The 17,331-nt window shown below is 70.3% G+C and carries 16 protein-coding genes; 12 read left to right on the forward strand and 4 right to left on the reverse strand.

All coding sequences use genetic code 11. From position 1 onward, the window contains the following. Positions 1 to 10: 10 nt before the first annotated feature. The 3 genes from BWI15_RS34365 to BWI15_RS34375 form a co-directional block, all read right to left on the reverse strand. A complete protein-coding gene (locus BWI15_RS34365) occupies positions 11 to 1,099 on the reverse strand; it encodes a winged helix DNA-binding domain-containing protein (protein WP_077018654.1) in 1,089 nt (362 codons plus the stop codon). A gap of 22 nt (positions 1,100 to 1,121) precedes the next feature. After that, complete coding sequence (locus BWI15_RS34370) at positions 1,122 to 1,682, reverse strand: hypothetical protein (RefSeq protein WP_077018655.1); 561 nt, start codon at positions 1,680 to 1,682, stop codon at positions 1,122 to 1,124. Positions 1,683 to 1,765: 83 nt separating this feature from the next. Then, on the reverse strand, positions 1,766 to 2,260 hold the full coding sequence (locus BWI15_RS34375; protein WP_077018656.1) for an RDD family protein: 495 nt from the start codon (positions 2,258 to 2,260) through the stop codon (positions 1,766 to 1,768). Positions 2,261 to 2,560: 300 nt separating this feature from the next. On the opposite strand from BWI15_RS34375, the gene BWI15_RS34380 reads away from it, so the two are divergent. The 12 genes from BWI15_RS34380 (at position 2,561) to BWI15_RS34435 (ending at position 16,156) form a co-directional block, all read left to right on the forward strand. Then, positions 2,561 to 3,535, forward strand: a complete 975-nt coding sequence (locus tag BWI15_RS34380) for an ABC transporter ATP-binding protein (RefSeq protein WP_077018657.1) — start codon at positions 2,561 to 2,563, stop codon at positions 3,533 to 3,535. Further along, on the forward strand, positions 3,532 to 4,365 hold the full coding sequence (locus BWI15_RS34385) for an ABC transporter permease subunit (RefSeq protein ID WP_077018658.1): 834 nt from the start codon (positions 3,532 to 3,534) through the stop codon (positions 4,363 to 4,365). The genes BWI15_RS34380 and BWI15_RS34385 overlap by 4 nt, the downstream gene beginning before the upstream one ends. A gap of 33 nt (positions 4,366 to 4,398) precedes the next feature. Beyond that, a complete protein-coding gene (locus tag BWI15_RS34390; protein ID WP_077018659.1) occupies positions 4,399 to 6,393 on the forward strand; it encodes a hypothetical protein in 1,995 nt (664 codons plus the stop codon). Continuing rightward, positions 6,393 to 6,578: a hypothetical protein gene (locus BWI15_RS34395; protein WP_077018660.1), complete on the forward strand. Its 186-nt coding sequence runs from the start codon at positions 6,393 to 6,395 to the stop codon at positions 6,576 to 6,578. Before BWI15_RS34390 ends, BWI15_RS34395 begins: the two co-directional genes overlap by 1 nt. Positions 6,579 to 6,659: 81 nt before the next feature. Further along, positions 6,660 to 6,842, forward strand: coding sequence for a hypothetical protein (locus tag BWI15_RS34400; RefSeq protein ID WP_077018661.1), 183 nt, complete (start codon positions 6,660 to 6,662; stop codon positions 6,840 to 6,842). Between the two features lie 115 nt (positions 6,843 to 6,957). Then, complete coding sequence (locus BWI15_RS34405) at positions 6,958 to 7,143, forward strand: hypothetical protein (protein ID WP_077018662.1); 186 nt, start codon at positions 6,958 to 6,960, stop codon at positions 7,141 to 7,143. A 101-nt stretch (positions 7,144 to 7,244) separates the two neighbouring features. Further along, complete coding sequence (locus tag BWI15_RS34410; RefSeq protein ID WP_077018663.1) at positions 7,245 to 9,167, forward strand: TOMM precursor leader peptide-binding protein; 1,923 nt, start codon at positions 7,245 to 7,247, stop codon at positions 9,165 to 9,167. Positions 9,168 to 9,213: 46 nt separating this feature from the next. Continuing rightward, complete coding sequence (locus tag BWI15_RS34415; RefSeq protein WP_083751167.1) at positions 9,214 to 10,836, forward strand: SagB family peptide dehydrogenase; 1,623 nt, start codon at positions 9,214 to 9,216, stop codon at positions 10,834 to 10,836. Further along, positions 10,833 to 13,628 carry a lantibiotic dehydratase gene (locus BWI15_RS34420; protein ID WP_077018664.1) on the forward strand — a complete coding sequence of 932 codons (2,796 nt, stop codon included), beginning with the start codon at positions 10,833 to 10,835 and terminating at the stop codon, positions 13,626 to 13,628. Before BWI15_RS34415 ends, BWI15_RS34420 begins: the two co-directional genes overlap by 4 nt. Further along, positions 13,618 to 14,637, forward strand: coding sequence for a thiopeptide-type bacteriocin biosynthesis protein (locus BWI15_RS34425; protein WP_077018665.1), 1,020 nt, complete (start codon positions 13,618 to 13,620; stop codon positions 14,635 to 14,637). Before BWI15_RS34420 ends, BWI15_RS34425 begins: the two co-directional genes overlap by 11 nt. Further along, positions 14,634 to 15,884: a M50 family metallopeptidase gene (locus BWI15_RS34430; RefSeq protein ID WP_077018666.1), complete on the forward strand. Its 1,251-nt coding sequence runs from the start codon at positions 14,634 to 14,636 to the stop codon at positions 15,882 to 15,884. The genes BWI15_RS34425 and BWI15_RS34430 overlap by 4 nt, the downstream gene beginning before the upstream one ends. Further along, positions 15,884 to 16,156, forward strand: coding sequence for a hypothetical protein (locus tag BWI15_RS34435; protein ID WP_077018667.1), 273 nt, complete (start codon positions 15,884 to 15,886; stop codon positions 16,154 to 16,156). The genes BWI15_RS34430 and BWI15_RS34435 overlap by 1 nt, the downstream gene beginning before the upstream one ends. Here the strand turns inward: BWI15_RS34435 and BWI15_RS34440 are convergent. Continuing rightward, complete coding sequence (locus tag BWI15_RS34440; RefSeq protein ID WP_202817828.1) at positions 16,153 to 17,322, reverse strand: glycine C-acetyltransferase; 1,170 nt, start codon at positions 17,320 to 17,322, stop codon at positions 16,153 to 16,155. The genes BWI15_RS34435 and BWI15_RS34440 overlap by 4 nt on opposite strands. Between the last annotated feature and the right edge of the window lie 9 nt (positions 17,323 to 17,331).

Genomic DNA, 17,331 nt, shown 5'->3' on the forward strand with positions numbered 1-17,331 from the left:
GACAACAACCTCATCCACCGGCCGTAACCACCTCGTGGGTCTTCGCATCGGGCTCCAGGAAGCGCACCAGCGCCTCACCTTCGCGCTCCAACGCGGCCTTGGTGCGCTTGAGTGTCCGGCCGAACGGCGTCAGCGTGAGAGTTGCCACAGCCCGCTTTTTCTCGGCCGTCCACAACCCCGCGACCTGCCCGTCGACGAGGTAAGTCGCCTTCACCCGCAGGTTTTTCGTGAACACGGCCGGACGATAGGCGTCGGCTATCACCCGCTCACGAGTGGCGTACGCGAGCAACAGGTTGTCGAACTCGGGCAGGAACCGTACGGGCGTGGGGGTTTCCGGGTCGGGCCGCGGAGCATCCGGTACGTCGTACAGCGTGCGGCCGGTCGCGTCCTCGAAGCGTTCCAGCTCGAGCGTGTCGAAGACCGCCTTCGCCCCCGGCAGTCCCGACCAGGTCTGGAAGTCGGTCGGCGTCGCGGGCCCGAAGGCGTCCAGATATCGGATCACCAGTTCCTCCGGGACGGCGTCGAGCAACGGTTCGCGCCCGAGCCACTGCTCCGCGAGCGTGAACCGGGCGTTGGCCTGGTAACCCCAGCGGGTCTGCGACGGATGGATCACCAGCGGCACCATCATCCGCGTGCAGAATCCGAGCGCGCGATCGTTCACCGCCGGGAACTGCTCCTGCAACGCGTCCCGTATCTCGGTGAAGGTCAGCGGTCCCTTCTGCAGCAGCTTTCGTGCCGCCGCGACCACCTTGTCCGGCTCCAGCCCTTCGGCGCGATCCTTGAGCATCCGCAGCCCCGCCTCGAGCACGGGCGCCAGCGTCGTCCGGAACCGCAGGTAGTCCTCGGCGGTGACCAGGTGCAACGTGCCGCGGTACAGGCTCGCCCGCACCACCTCCCGCGCTTCTACCGCCGCGGTCAGATCGGTGTCGGCGAACCTGCTCAGCCGGGTCCACAACCCGACGTACGGATGCTTGGGCTCCTGCCCCTGCATTCCCGCCAGCCGCCGTACTGCCTCGACCGGCCCGACATCGGCTCGCTCCAGCAAGAGCTGCCGACTCAACGTCGCCCGGTTGACCGCCTGCGCACTCAGAACCGCCATGACGGCATCCTGCCGCACGGGGTCAGCTGTAGTCGTCCTCGTTGTACTTCGGGAGGCCGAGCTGTCGTCTGATCTCGGCGGCCGGGCTGGTTCCGCCGGTGGCGCGACGCAGGTGGGTGGCCATCTCGTTCAGGCTGCCGGACGCGGCGATCTTCAGCCAGTGCGGGCGGGCGGCGGCATTGGCACGGGCGAGTGCCTTCATCTTGCGGTCCACCACGGCAGGCCAGGCGATCGCCGACAGTTGCCGTGACTCGGCCAGGTTCGCCGCGGCCACGGCGCGGGCGCGGGACTTCAGCGTCTTGACGGACGCGCCACTGTTGGCCGCCTTCTCGAACCGCTCCAGCGCGACGTTGTAGGGCCGAGTCACCGCCAGGTACCGAACGCGGGCCTGGGTGACGGTCAGACGGACCGGTGCCGGCTTGGTGGGTGTGGCCGTCGGGCGGGGCGCGGCTGTCGTCGTTCGAGGTTGTGCCGAGGCCGCCGTACTGGGCGCGACCACGGGCACGGGGTCAGGTCCGTCGTCGGCATCGCACCCGGTCGCCAGGAAAGCCAGGACCCCGGCCACGACCAGTACTGCGCGCATGCTGCTCCTCACCCGGACGAATCGGCACAGCCTAGCGCCGGGGTGAGCATGGTCTGATGTGAGCCGTGACCGCGGCTGACAGGTCAGGCTTGCTCGACTCGGGTCTGGGCGACGTGGTCGGCATAGGTGCGGCGGTTGCGGAGGATGGCGGCTGCTTGCAGGCCGATGGCCAGGTAGGCGCCGGCGGCAAGGACCGCGCCGCGGCGGGTGTTGTCTGCCCGGAACTCCCAGACGGCCTGGTGGCCCAGCTCCCAGGGCAGCGCGGTCTTGGCAAGGGTGCGGACCAGCGCCTGCGGGAACGTTGGCGGGCGGGGATCGGAGTCGTCACGGACGGTGAAACCCAACGCTCGTTTACCGGGTGAACCGCCGGCTGCTTCGGTGGCGGCCAGGGCCGCGCTGAGCGGCATGGTCAGGCCGACCCCGACGAGCACGCGAGCCTTGGCGGGAGAGACGTCGGGCAGGGCGGAGCCCGGCCGTAGGCGCCGCCGGACCAGCACGATCGCGGCCAGGGCGCCCAGTGGAGCGGCCATCGCCGCGTAGTCGATGGCGGTGGCCAGACCTCGTCGCGCAGTCAGCATGGCCGAAGGCTACGCCACGCCCTCGACTGGACAAATTCAGATACCACGAACAGTGACTTTCAAACGGTCATTTACCGCCATTCTTCAATGTCGATCGAAACGGTGGGCATAGTTGATTGTTTGCTTGGATTTTCCTTGCCTCGTTGACGATCTGCTGACGAACATGAGCAGAACGAAAGAAGTTCTCGCCGCCCGAGAATTGTTCTGTTAGCCTCATTCCCGGCTGGGGAGCCTGAATTCGACGGTGTTCGTTCGGCGAGTTCCATCTGTTCAGGAAACGCATCCGAAAGGCAGGTTCCCGTGCCCACCGAGACCGCCCCGTCCCGGCCGGAACACGTCGTCGCGGCCACCGCCACCGTCCAGGTCGGCGGCGTCCGGAAGAGCTTCGGCAAGGTCGACGCCCTGCGCGGCGTGAGCCTGGAAGTCCTTCCCGGACAGATCTACGGACTGCTCGGCCCGAACGGCGCCGGCAAGACGACCCTGCTGCGGATCCTGCTCGGCCTGGTCCGCCCCGACGAGGGGTCGGTCAGTGTGCTCGGTCGCCCACCCGGTACGCCGGAGGTGCTGCGCCAGGTCGGCGCCCTGATCGAGACTCCCGCCTTCGTCCCGCACCTGTCCGGCCGGACCAACCTGCAGGTCCTGGCGAGAGCCAAGGGACTGCCCGACACCGAGGTGGACCGGGTCCTCGAGGTCGTCGAGCTCGAGCAGCGCGGGAACGACCGCTTCACCGGCTACTCGCTCGGCATGGGGCAGCGGCTCGGCGTCGCGGCCGCGTTGCTCGGCGGCCCGAGGCTCCTGATCCTGGACGAGCCGACCAACGGCCTCGACCCCGAAGGTGTCGCCTCGATGCGCTCGCTGGTCCGGTCGCTCGGGGCCGGTGGGACGACCGTGCTGTTCTCGTCCCACCAGCTCGGGGAGGTCCAGCAGATCTGCGATCGCGTGGTCGTGATCGACCGCGGAGTGGTGATCGCCGACGACACCGTGACCGCGATCAGGGACCGGCCCGGCAGTGTGGCGCTGGACCTGTGGGTGACCCCGGCCGTGCAGGCCGGCTGGATCCTCGCGGAGTACACGGGGCAGACGCCGATCGAGGCCGGCGACGCGGGGGATCGGCACTGGCAGCTCGAGGCGGCCCCGGACGACATCCCCGGCCTGGTCCGCGCCTTGGTTGCCGCAGGCATCGATATTCACGAGATCCGGCGCGAGCGCCAGAGCCTGGAGGGCGTCTTCTTCGCCCTCACCGCGCACGACGACGAGCCGACGGAGGAGTCATGATCGACGCGGTCGCCGCCGAGAGTCTGCTGCTGCGCAAGCGGATGGCTCCGGTCGTCATCGGGATCGCCTGGATCCTGATGGTGGTCGGCTTCGCCTTCGTCGTGCCGTACATCATCTACAGCGTGCTCGACCCGTCCGACGCGGGCCGGGCCGAACTGCTCGACATCCTGCTGCCGAACGCGGTCGCGTCGACCTCGCTGAGCAGCTACCCCCTGTTCGGCGGCGCGATCATGCTGATCCTCGGCGTGCTGGTGACCGGCTCGGAGTACCGGTGGAACACCTGGACCGCTCGGCTCAGCCAAGGGCCCGGCCGGGTGCAGGTGCTGCTGGCCAAGCTCGTCGTCGGTGCGATCGCGACCACCGTGATCGCCGTGGCAGCTGCGCTTGCCGCGGTGGCTGCGTCCGCGATCATCGCAGCGGTCGAGGGCCGGTCGGCCGACTGGCCGTCGGCCGCCGCACTGGCCGGTTCGCTCGGAGCCGCAGCGTTGATCTCGGCCGCGTGGATGAGTGTCGGGGCCGCGCTCGGCGTGGTCTTCCGCGGTACGACGGTGGCGCTGGCCGCCGGCCTGCTGTGGACCCTCGGCCTGGAGAACGCGCTGTCCGGGCTGGCCGGCATCCTGCCCGGCCTCGAACCCGTCCGTTACGTCCTGCTCGGGTCGGCCAGCGGTTCGCTGGTCGGCGGCCTGGGCGCACCGACCCAAAGCGACGGCGGGACTCCCGGTGTTGTCGACTACCTGACCACTCCGGCGGCCTGCCTCGTCCTGGTCGCCTACATCGTCGTGAGCACCACCGTCGCCGCCCTGCTGATCCGCCGCCGCGACATCAGCTGACCCGTTCCGCCTTCTTCCGCCCGAGGAGCGACCGTGACCAACCCGCCCGATGAACTCGTCCGTCCGCGGATGCGCCAGGACGTGGCCTTCCTGGAGACGCTCGACGGCGTCTACGTCCGTGGTGCCGACGGCCCCTTCGTGATCCGCGGTGCCGGCGCGTACCGGTACCTGTCGGCCTTGCTGCCGCACCTCGACGGCAGCAACTCACTGGCCGAGATCGTTGCCGGTCTCCCCGAAGCGCACGTCGGCGCGGTGAAGTCCCTGCTCGGCACGTTGGCAGGCCGTGGGGTCGTGCTCGACGGCCCGGGCGCCGCGGTCGACGAACAGGTACGTGCCGGCTTCCCGAGCCAGATCGCCCTGCTCGAGCACTACGGCGACGACGGCAGCGGCTTCGCCCGAGTGGCAGCCGCCCGGGTGCTCGTGACCGGCGAGGACAACGCGGCCGCCGCCACGCTCGCATCCGCGCTGATCGCCAACGGCGTCGGATCTGCGGTGGACGGTTACGTCGAGGTCGGTACGGCGGCGTCACCCGATCTGGTCTGCCTCCTGGCGCTCGACGGCCCGTCGCGCGAGCTCTTCTCCCTGGCCGAGCAAGCACGACAAGCCGGTACGGCGTTCCTCCCGGTGCTGCGGGTGGGCGACCAACTGGTCGCAGGCCCCTGGCAGGGACCGGTCTCCATCCAGTCGGCACTCCTGCGGATGAGCGACAACGCCCTGTCCGGTACGGCGGAGCTCTGGCAGGCGGCGGTCGCGGGCCCGGCGACGGCACCGGCCAGATCCGCGTTGCCCGGCGTGGCCGCCACCATGCTGCTGAACGTGGTCGGCTTCGAGATCTTCAAGCAGCTCTCGGGGACCATGCCCTCGGACCTGGACGAGACCGTCGTCCTGGTCGATCCGGACCGGCTCACCGTCCACACCGAGCACGTGGTCGCGCACCCCGCCGTCGAGCAGCCCGCGACCGGTGCGAGTGCGGGACCGGCGGACAGCGTCGAGACCGCGTACCGCCGGTTCGACTCGGTGGTGGCCGACACCGTCGGGCTGATGCGACGCTTCGACGACGACGCCGTACCGCAGATCCCGGTGAAGACCGCGGTCCTGCTGGCGCCCGCCGCCGACGCCGCGCCGCTGGTGACCTTCGGCGTCGAGACGGTGCTGGAGGCCAGGCTCGCCGCGCTGGAGGCGGCGTCGGTGCAGTACGCGCTGAACCTCCATCGGCGCTGTCAGCTGCTGGAAAAGCCGGCAGCAGACGCGGAGTACGTCGTACCGGAGCTGTTGGAGACCTGGCTCGGAGTCGGGCCGTCCCGGCCGGTGCCGACGGCTGCGACCGAGGTCGGAAGCAACAGGCCGCTCGCTGTGGACCGGGCAGCCGTTCTGGCTGGACCACTGGACTGGAACGCCGCAGAGTTCGAGCCCGATCTCGGCGGCCTCGCCGCGGCCCCGACCCTGGCCGAGGCGACCTCCCGTGCACTCGTGGCAGCGGCCGGTTCAGCCGCGGTCGCCGCCGCCGCCCGCGGCGAACTGCCCGTGACCGCGGTGCCGGACGAGCTGATCGGGCAGGCGCTCGACCCGCAGCAGCACCGCCGTCTGATGATCCTGGTCAACGAACTGACCGCCGCCGGGGACCGCGTGTCCTTCCAGTTCGGCCGGGGCGCCGTTCCTGTCGCGATCGTTGCCATTAGCAATGGATCGGGCACGGTCAGGCTGGCCCGCGCCGCGAGCTCCTGGGTGGCCGCCGCCGAGTCGGCGCTGCTCACCGCGGTCGGCGAACGCCAGCTCGCCGGTACGCCGTTCGACCGCGCCGACCGCCGCCTCGGCCTGGATGCCGACCTCACCGGCCTGCGCTCGGCGGGCCCGGAGGCCGGGATCGCCGACCTGACCCGCGCCGTCACCGACGACGAGCTCGTGGCCGGCCTCGCAGGCCGTCGAGCCGCTGTCGTCGACCTGACCCCACCCGACCTCGCCGGTGTCACCGCCGTCGCCCGGGTGCTGCTCTTCCGCTCGTCCGCCCCCGTCGCGAAGGAGTCGTGATGACTGATCTGACCACCGAACTGCTGTCGCTGGAGACCGCCACCTTCGAGGTCGAGGAGATCGCCGACGTCGGCGCGGACTCCGCGAGCTGGTGCAGCTCCAGCACCAGTACGTCGAGCTGTTCGTCCTGCAGCACGTCCAGCTGCTGCGGGTGCTCCAGCTGCAGTTGCAGCAGTACCAGCTAGCGCGTGTCTGGTACTGCCTCCCCAGGTTCCGCCGCCCGACCGGGTGGCGGCCCCACCCGCCCAGGAAGGAGGTGAATCACCATGGCGCTTCGCGAAGAGCTGCTCGTGCTCGAGACGGCGACGTTCGAGATCGAGGACATCATCGACCTCGGCCAGGACGCGGCCGGTTGGTGCAGCTCGAGCTGCTCCTGCTCGAGCTGTTCGTCCTGCAGCACGTCCAGCTGCTGCTCGACCAGCACCAGCACCGGGTGCGGCGGCGGCTGACCGCCGTCCGTCCACCCCAGCGGTACGGCGGGCCCAGTGCGCCGCCGGCACGGTACGACCCGCTCCGCCCAGACGCGGCTGACCAGCCGCGCAGCAAGAGGAAAGGAAGACCGCTATGAGCACTCAGTCGCTCGGCCTCGAACTGCTCGACCTCGAGGCCGTCACCTTCGAGGTCGACGAGATCACCGACCCGTCGCTCGACCTCGCAGCCACCAGCTCGTCCTGCAGCTGCTCCAGCTGCTGCTCCTGCAGCACCTCGAGCTGCTGCTCGACGAGCACCAGCACCTCCAGCTGCGGCTGACAGGTGTGCTCGTGAGCTGAGTGCTGCGGACCAAGGGCCCTGGTCCGCAGCATGTTCACCCCCTCCCGCCACCCGCCCGGACCGCGAAGGAGCAGCATCCAGTGACGACCTTGGAAGACCACCCGCCCTCCCCAGCCGCGGATCCCGCCGCCCTGGTCACAACGGTCGGTACGGCGATCGCGGCGCTCCTGCCGCCCGGTCCGGTGCTCACGCTGGACGTCGCCGTGCTCGGCCTGCCCGGTCAGGAGGAGCGGACCACGATCGGTCCGCAGGAGACCACCGCCACGGTCAGCATCCGGATCTACGCCGGCACCCTGGTGGTCGCCGCGACCCCCGGCGGCACCGGGCCGTGCCCCACCTGCTTCGACCGGCGCTGGGTGGTCTGCCGCCCGACCATCGAGCGCCGCATCCTGGACCACCCGCACGGCGTACTGACCACCGCGGCGATCACTCCGGCCCACCATGCGCTGGCGATCGCCGCCACCCTGAGCCGGATCGCGAGCGAGGCGAGCACCGACGGCCCGGCGTACCCGGTGTGGGAGATCGACACCCGGACGGCGCGGGTCGAGCGCTACGGGCTGATCCGCGACTCGTCCTGCGACGTCTGCGCCGAGCCCGAACCCGACACCGCCGAGGGCGCCCGGATCCGGCTGGTCTCCACGCCGGCGTCCGGTCCCGGCAGCGGCCGGTCGCGCAAGCCCGAGGACCTCGAGCTGCCGATGGACGCCCTGGCGAACCCGGTCTGCGGCATGCTCGGCGGCCCGGCGATCCGCGCGTACCACGCCACGGCGACCGCGCCGGCGAGCGGGCACTTCGAGGTGCGGAGCAAGTACGGCCTGCACGAGATGTGGTGGAGCGGCCACGCCGAGAGCTACCGACGCAGTGAACTGCTGGGTGCCCTGGAAGGCCTGGAACGCGATGCCGGCCAGAAGCCGCGCCGCCTCGACGTGGCGCTGCGGGCGACGCCCGCCGAGCTGACCGTCCCGTACGTCGAGATGGAGCAGTGCGGGCTCTACACCCCGGACTTCTACGTCGACCACGCCGACAAGTACGTGCCCTGGGCAAGCAATCCGAAAGTGCCGTGGGTCTGGGGCTGGTCGGTCCGCGACGACCGCGCGCTGCTCGTGCCCGAGCAGATCGTCTACTACCTCGACCATCGCGAGGATCACCGCAACACCGTGCAGGAGTGCTCGAACGGGTGCGCCTCCGGCAGCTCGGTGACCGAGGCCGTGCTGCACGGCCAGCTCGAACTGATCGAGCGGGACGCCTTCCTGATCAGCTGGTACTCCGGTCTGACGCCGGCCGAGATCGACCTGGACACCGTGGACAACCCGCTGGTCCGCCAGATGCTGGCGCATGTCGACCTGCTCGGCTATGACCTGCGCTGCTTCGACATCCGGGTCGACCTGCCGGTGCCGGCGGTCGGAGCGGTCGCCGTACGGCGTGACGGTGGTCGGGGCACGCTGTGCTTCGCCGGCGGCGCCTCGCTCGACCCGGCGGACGCCGTACGGGCTGCTGTGTGTGAGGTGGCGTCGTACGTGACCGGGTTCGAGGAGCGGGTGACCGAGAGCCTGGACGAGGTGCGGCCGATGGTCACGGACTACCGCAACGTCGGTGAGTTGGCGCACCACGCGCTGCTGTTCGGGATGCCGGAGATGGCCGAGCACGCCCAGCACTGGCTGCGGCAGACCGAGGTCACCGCGCTGGACGACGTGTTCGCCGACTGGACCACCGGGCGTGCTCCGGCCACCGACCTGCGGGAACCGGTGGAGGAGATCGTCGCGCTGTTCGCGGAGCGGGGCATGGACACCGTCGTGGTGGACCAGACCACGCCCGAGCAGCTCGCGATGGGGCTGCGCACCGTCGCCACGATCGTGCCCGGCCTGATCCCGATCGACTTCGGGTGGCGGCGCCAGCGGGTGCTGACCATGCCGCGCACGCTGTGGGCGCCGTACGCGGCCGGGCTGACGACCCAGCCGCTCACGCCCGAGCAGCTGCACCGGGTGCCGCATCCCTTCCCCTGAGCCCGCTTTCCAGCCGTCCGTCGTCTTCCGTAGGAGTTGAGCGCAGGTGACCAGCCAGATCGATGCGACCGCCGGGCCGAGCCGCGCGGAAGTCGCGATGGACTACGCACGCCGGATGTTCGAGCGGCAGCGGGTACCACTGCCGCCGCTTGGCTTCCAAGTGGACTGGACCGACCAGCCGTCGAGGCACAAGCTGTACGTCGACGCGCCCAAGCTGCCGCTACCCGTGCCGTTCGCCAACCTGCCGTCGCTCGGAGTGGAGGAGGCTGCGGCTCGGGTGACCGGCCCAGCCGGCGACGGGATGCCTTCGCTCGACGTACTGGCTTCGGTGCTCGGCTGCTACGGGCTGATCGACCGGCGTACCGGGCTGAACTGGAACGAGGACAGCGCGACGAAGCTGAAACCCGCCGCGCCGGTCTGGGCCCGGCCGACCGCGTCCGGCGGCGGCATGTACCCGGCCGAGAGTTACCTGGTGGCCGGTAGCCAGGCGCCGTTGCGGGCCGGGGTCTATCACTACGACACGGCTCATCACAGTCTCGACCGACTGTCCTCGGCCAACCGCTGTGCCGAGCTGGCTGCGGCGACGGGCGTCGATGCCGGGCTGTATCTCGTGGCGACGTTGAAGTTCTGGAAGAACGCCTTCAAGTACAACTCGTTCAGCTATCACGTCGTGACCCAGGATGTGGGCGCACTGCTCGCCTCCTGGCGACTCGTCCTCGCGGCAGCCGGGTATTCGGTCGAGCCGGTGCTGTGGTTCGACGAGGGGCCGGTCAGTACTGCGCTCGCCGTGGACGGGCGCACCGAAGCGCCCTTCGTGGTCGTGCCGCTGGGCTCTCGCCGGGCCGTGACGTCCGAGGCCCACCCCGGTACGCCGCCGCAGCTGCGGGTCTGGGAGAAGTCCGAACGCGTCCGCGACTTCGAGTTGGTCGAGCGCGTCCACGCCGCAGCCCTGGTCGGCGACCAGCCCCGCCCGGCCCGGAGCGCGGCCGCTCCTGTGGCAATCGCCGGCGACGACGTACCGCTGCCTCCACCCGGCCCATCGACGAAGGACCTCTCCGCCAGCTTGCGCACCAGGCGATCCAGCTTCGGCCTGTTCTCCGCCTGGCCCAAACTCTCCACCGCCGACCTGGGCTCGGTACTGGCGACCACCGCCCAGCTGACGCGCGCCGGGTCCGACGTCGAGCCGGCGCCACGGCAGGACCCGTGGACGCGTCTTTGGGTGCTGCCGAACTCCGTCGAAGGACTGGACCAGCGTGCCTACGCCTACGACCCGGCCGCCCACCGACTCATCGGTGCCGGTGAGTTCGACTACCGGGAAGTCCAGCGGCACTACGCGCTGACCAACTACAACCTCAGCGAGGTGGCCGCCGTACTGGTGATCACCGGGCGGTTGGAGGCGCTGGTGGAGGCCTACGGCGCCCGCGGCTACCGCATGCTGAGCGTCGAGGTCGGCCAACTCGCCCAGACCAGCTACCTCGCCGCGACCGCCCGCGGTCTGGGCATCGGAGCGGTCCTCGGGATCGACAACCTCGCTGCCGACGAGTTCCTCGGCCTGGAGGAGACCGACGAGCGCAGCATGCTCTTCCTCCTGCTCGGTCACGAACGCGCCGGCCGGGCCGGCTACGACCACGGCCTGCACCACCGTCCGGCCCAAGGAGACCTCCGATGACCGACGTCCTCTCGAACCCCTACAGCCCTGAGACCGGCACGGCGTCCGGCTGGCGGCTCGGCTCCGGCTTCCTGCTGCGGGTCGCCGGTCAGCCTGCCGAGGCAGTCGCCGTACTGCGTACTCCGGCCGCCGTCGCCTGGACCGAGCAGGTACTCGCCGCCGAGGCCGTCCGGGACGCGCTGGCCAGCGAACTCCGCGAAGCGCTGGAGACCGACCTGGCGGCGCGCGCCCCGGAGGATCCGGAGCGGGTCGCGCTGATCAACCTCCGCCGGGACGCCTTCAACGGTCGCCGGCCGCGGCCGGCCACGGTGAGCCGGGCCGAACCGTTGCTGCCGGACCCGGCCCGGACCCTGACGTACCAGTGGATCGCGGCGATCAACCGGGTCAGCGAGCTTCTCGACCAGGGCGTCGCCGTCCTCGGTGAGGACCTTGCGGCGGCTCGCGCGCGGGCCAGGGAAATCCTCGCCGACGACAAGCTGCGCAGTGCCGTCCTGTTGCAGTCCGAAGTCCTCGAGAAGAACATGGACCGCTATCTCGATCCGGCCAGGAAGGTCGACAAGCACGGCCGGCAGGTTGAGCGGACGCTGCTGGAGCTGCTCTACCGGGCGGCGCTCAAGACCAGTCCGTTCAGCACCCTGACCTCGGTCGGGCTCGGCCGCTTCAGCGACACGGCCACCCGGCCGCGGCCGGAGCCCGCCTCGCTGGAACAGCGTTCGACGGTCCGGCTGAACGTCGCGGTGCTGGCTCGCCTGGCCGCCGTGGTGCTGGCCGATCCCACCCTGCGCTCCGGTCTGCGGGTCAGCCTCGCGCCGGGCGCCAGCTCCGACGGCGAGACGATGCGCTACGTCCGCCGCCGCACCGCCGCCGGCAGCGACCCCGACGCAGTGGTTGCCATCGACAACGTTCACGAGAACCTGTTCTTCCTGCCCGGCGGTCCGGCGCTCGACGACGTGGTGGAGCTGACCCGCGAGGCCAGGCCGACGCTGGCCGAGCTGAGCAGGCAGGTCGCCGCCCAGGCCGAGGAGCGTTCACTGGCCGAAGCCGACCAGCTGATCGGCCACCTGCTCCGCCTCGGCTTCCTGCTCGCGCCGGACCTGCAGATCGACCTGCGGGCCGGCGATCCCGCCAAGGTCTTCGTCGCCGCTCTGCAAGCGCAACATCATCCGACGCTGCAGCAGCTCGCCGCCTCGCTGCAGGCGGCCGTGGACCTGATCGACGCCTACTCCGGTACGCCGGCCCGCGGTCGCGCGGCGGTGCTCAGCGGCGTCCGCGACCGGGTCCGCGCCTGCTTCGAGCAGCTGGGTGCGTCCGAGCAGCTCGTACCGCGCACAGTGATCTACGAGGACACCACGATCACCGGCGACGGCATGGAGGTCGACCGCGAGCTGTGGGAGCGCACGCTGCTGCCGGATCTCGCCGACCTGGCCGATCTGCTGCCCGCGTTCGACCTCAACGTGTCCAGACGCCTCACTGCCAAGGGTTTCTTCAAGGCGCGCTACGGCATCGGTGGCGACTGCCAGGACGTCGTCCGGTTCTGCCACGAGTTCCAGCGCGACTTCTTCGACCCCTACACCCGGCGCTCGCTGCGCCGCCGGCAGTTCGACGACGACAACGCGTTCGTGCCGCAGGAGAACTGGTTCAAGCTGCCGGACATCGTCGCGGTCGACAAGGCGCGCGAGGCCGCGTCGCTGCACCTGCGTGACCTGCGCGCGGCCGATCCCCGGCCGGTCGAGGAGATCCGCCTCGGCCCGGACTTCGTCGACGCCGTACGGCGCGAGCTGCCGCCCGCCGAGCAGGTCGCGCAGCCCTGGTCGTTCTTCGTCCAACTGGCCCGCGCAGACCGGGAACCCGGGCGGCTGATCCTCAACCAGGCCTACGCCGGGCTGACGCTGATGTTCTCCCGGTTCGCGCACAGCCTCGACACCGAGGGCACCCGGGCGCGCGACCTGATCAGCGAGATCCTGCGCGACTACGCACCGGACGGTGCGGTCCTGGCCGAGCTGCGCGGTGGTTACGAGACGACGAACCTCAACGTGCACCCGGCCGTCACGCAGTACGAGATCGTCTGTCCCGGCGACGCGAGCACCCGTCCGCAGGACGAGCAGATCGCACTCGACGACCTGTTCCTGGTGCACGACGCCGCGGCCGATCGGGTGCGGTTGATGTCGAGGCGGCTGGAGCGCGAGGTGGTGCCGGTCTACCTGGGCTTCCTGATGCCGATGGCGCTGCCGGAGATCCAGCAGATCCTGCTCTGCTTCTCGCCCAGCGGGATGGCCCAGATCGACCTGTGGGCAGGGACCGGCGATCCGGTTCCGGTCGACGGCATCCAGTCGTACCCGCGGCTGGTGCTGGGTGACCTGGTGCTGCAGCGGCGGATGTGGAAGCTCAACACCGCGGACTTCCCGTTCCGCGACGCGCGGCACTCGGACGCCGAGCATCTGCTGCGGGTCCGGCGGTGGCGGCTGGAGCACGGGCTGCCCGCGCGGCTGTTCGCCCAAATCGACAACGCGGCGGCGAAGTCCGCGGTCGACGACGGCGCCGCGCCGGACACCCCCGAGACATCCGGGGGCGAACGCAAGGCCGGCCGCAAACCGCTGCCGGTGGACTTCGACAGCTGGATGTCCCTGCACCTGCTGGAACAACTGGCCCTGGGCGCCTCGGCGCGGATCGTGCTGACCGAGGCCAACCCGGACACCGACGAACTCTGGCTGACCGACGAGCACGGCCGGCCGCACGTCTGCGAACTGCTGCTGGAGCTCTACGACACCGGGAGGGACAACGATGACGAATGAATGGGTGGCCCTGCACGTCTTCTACGCCAGTGACGCCAATCCGATCCTGGTCGAGGCGGTCCGGCCGCTGGTCGAGGAGCTGCGCGAGGAGGAGCTGATCGACCGCTGGTTCTTCATCAAGTACTGGATGGAGGGTCCGCACCTGCGGATCCGGTTCCGGCCGTCCCGGCCCGAGCTGCGCGAGCAGGTGACCGAGCGCGCGACGACGGCGATCGAGGCGTTCCTGGCCCGGCGGCCGGCGCTCTACGACACCGACGTCGAGGGCCTGGCCGACATCTACAAGAAGATGTACGTGGCCGAGTACGGCGAGCAACGCTTCGTCGAGCAGTACGGCGTCGACGGCGTGATGCCGTTCCGGCCGAACAACAGCATCGCGCTGATGGACTACGAGCAGGAGTTCGACCGGTACGGCGGCCCGGTGGGCATGGAGCTCGGCGAGTGGCACTTCGAGGCGTCCAGCGACCTGGTCGCCAAGCTGCTGGCCACGTCGAACACCCACGTCCGGCCGGTCCTGCTCGGGCTGGCGACCCAGCTGTCGCTGCTGACGGCGTACTCGTTCCTGGAGACCGACGAGGCGGTCCGGCAGTTCTTCCAGCGCTACCGGGGGTTCTGGGAGACGTTGTACCAGGAGCCGTCGGACGACTACCACGAGTCCTTCGACAAGAGCTTCGAACTGACCCGGGCGTCGCTGACCGAGCGGGTCGACCGGATCCGGACGATCAGCGCGGGTGACTCCGGGCAGCACCTGTCCGGGATCGAGCGGACCTGGCTGACGCACTGCCGCGAACTGCGCCAGAAGCTGGATGCCGAGGCCGACCGGTTGGTCTTCCCGAGCCGGACCGGTGGCACCGGGCGCGAGCCGATCGCCGATCCGGTGGCCCGCGCGACGGTGCTGCTGAGCTCCTACATCCACATGACCAACAACCGCCTCGGCGTGGCCATCCTGGACGAGATCTACCTGTCCTACCTGATCGAGCGGGCGCTGGAGCCCGCCGCGGCCACGGTATGACGACCGTCAGCGACCCCGCGGCCGGCAGTTGGCTGGCCGAGGCCCGGCCGGCCCTGCGCGCCACGGTCCGGATCGGTCCTGGTCTGCTCAAGGGGCCTTCGACCGTTCACATCATCGGCGACCGGGAGACCCAGGCCTTCCTGAAGGTCGGTCCGCGGGAGGCGTTCCTGATGGCGCAGCTCGACGGTCGACGGACCCTGGCCGAGATCGGCGTCGCCTATGCCGAACAGTTCGGGAAACGGCTGGGCGAGGCGCACTGGCAGCAGCTGCTCGGTCTGCTGCATTCCCACGCGCTGGTCGAACCGGCCGTTCCCGAGCAGTTGGACGCCGTACGGGAGAAGGCCGCGGTGGCCCGTCGAGCGGCCGGGCGGTCCCCGCTGCTGTGGCGCCGGCCCGTTCCGGGCGCGGCGGAGCTCGCCGTACCGCTGGCGCGCAAGATCGGTTGGCTGCTCAGTCCGTGGGCCGCGGTGCCACTGGCGCTGATCGGCTCGCTGGTGGCGGTCCTGGTCCTGCTGAACTGGTCGACGTTGTGGTCGGCCGTCGCCGACTCACCCTCGCGGTGGACCGCGACCCTGCTCGGGTTGACCGTCGGCTGGCTGGTGATCGCCGGGCACGAGTTCTTCCACGGCATCGCGTGTGTCCGGTACGGCGGCCGCCCGAGCGAGATCGGGGTGATGTGGCGGTTCCCGATGATCGCGCCGTACTGCAAGGTCGACGACGTCGTCACCTTCGCGCGGCCGGGCCAGCGCGTGGTCACGTCGTTCGCCGGGATCTACGTCAACCTGATCGCGCTGATCCCGTTCGCCGCGCTGTGGCGGTGGGGACCGCAGACGGGGTGGTGGCAAGGCCTTGCGGCCGCGCTGCTGCTGTTCGGCGTGGTCGCCGCGGTGGCGAACCTGGTCCCGGTGCTGAAGCTGGACGGCTACCACATGCTCGAGCACGCCACCTCGACGTCGAACCTGCAGGGGGAATCGTTCCGCTTCGCCGGTGCGTTCCTGCGCCGTGGACCGGCCGGGATCGCCGGGTACCCGCGCCGGGCCAAGGCGATTTACACCGGGTACGCCGTCCTGGCGACCGCGATTATCGGTCCGGCGATCGTGCTGCTGGTCCGGAGTTGGTATCTCACGCTGGCCGACTTGTGGAGCCCGGGCGTGGCGGTCGCCGTACTGGTCGGCGAGGCCGTGGCGGTCGGCGGGTTGCTGCGCTGGGCCGTGGTGTGGAGACGGAAAGCGACGGAGGCCGCCTGATGGAGATGCTGCAGACCCTGCTCGGGGTCTTGTTCGTGCTCGGCCTGAGCTGTGGTGGCTGGCTGATCTGGGGTGCGACGCAGAGCCGGCAGCGCAAGCACGAGCTGGCGCTGGCCCGGGAGCGTGAGCTGACCAAGCGCGAGCAACTGCGGATCGAGTCCGAGGAGCGCGTTCAGGAGCGCGCCGACCGGATCTATCTGGATGCCGTGCAGCGCCACACCGGCGAACTCCCGCCCCCAGCCGAGGACGGGAACCCGTCGAAGTCCACCTAGGCCAGCGCGGCGCGGGCCTCGATGAAGGCGGCGACGGCGCGCTCGACGTCCTCGGTGGAGTGGGCCGCGGACAGCTGCGTGCGGATCCGGGCCTTGCCGTGCGGGACGACCGGGTACGAGAAGCCGATCACGTAGATCCCCAGCTCCAGGAGCTTGTCGGCCAGGCGGCCGGCTTCGGCGGCGTCGCCGATCATCACCGGGGAGATCGGGTGGTCGCCGGGCAGGACGTCGAAGCCGGCTTCGGTCATCTTGGTGCGGAACAGCGTCGTGTTGGCGGTGAGCTTGTCGCGCAGGTCGGACGAGCCGCCGATCAGCTCGAGTGCCTTCAGTGAGGCGGCGGTGACGGACGGGGCCAGCGAGTTCGAGAACAGGTACGGGCGGGAGCGCTGGCGCAGCACCTCGACGATCTCGCGGCGGCCGGAGACATAACCGCCCGACGCGCCGCCGAGGGCCTTGCCGAGGGTGCCGGTGACGACGTCGACCCGGTCCTTGACGCCGAACAGCGACGGCGTACCGGCGCCGTCCGGGCCGACGAAGCCGACCGCGTGCGAGTCGTCGACCATCACCAGCGCGTCGTAGCGCTCGGCCAGGTCGCAGATCTCGTCCAGCGGGGCGACGTAGCCGTCCATCGAGAACACGCCGTCAGTGGCGATCAGCCGGTACCGCGCGTCGGCGGCGTCCTTGAGCTGCGCCTCCAGGTCGGCCATGTCGCGATTCTTGTAGCGGAACCGGCGAGCCTTCGACAGCCGGATCCCGTCGATGATGCTGGCGTGGTTCAGCTCGTCGGAGATCACCGCGTCCTCGGCGCCGAGCAGCGTCTCGAACAGACCGCCGTTGGCGTCGAAGCACGAGCTGTACAGGATCGTGTCGTCGGTGCCGAGAAAGGTGCTGAGGGCACCTTCCAGGTCCTTGTGGATCTCCTGGGTGCCGCAGATGAAGCGGACCGAGGCCATCCCGAAGCCCCACTGGTCCAGCGCGTTCTTCGCGGCCGCGATCACCTCGGGGTGGTCGGCCAGGCCGAGGTAGTTGTTGGCGCAGAAGTTCAGCACCTCCTTGCCTGAGGCAACGGAGATCGCGGCGTTCTGCGGCGAGAGGATCACCCGCTCGGACTTGTAGAGCCCGGCGTCCCGGATCTCGCCGATGGTGGCTGTCAGGTCGTCCCGCATCCGGCCGAA

The organism is Kribbella sp. ALI-6-A, from assembly GCF_001984195.1.
Lineage (GTDB): Bacteria > Actinomycetota > Actinomycetes > Propionibacteriales > Kribbellaceae > Kribbella.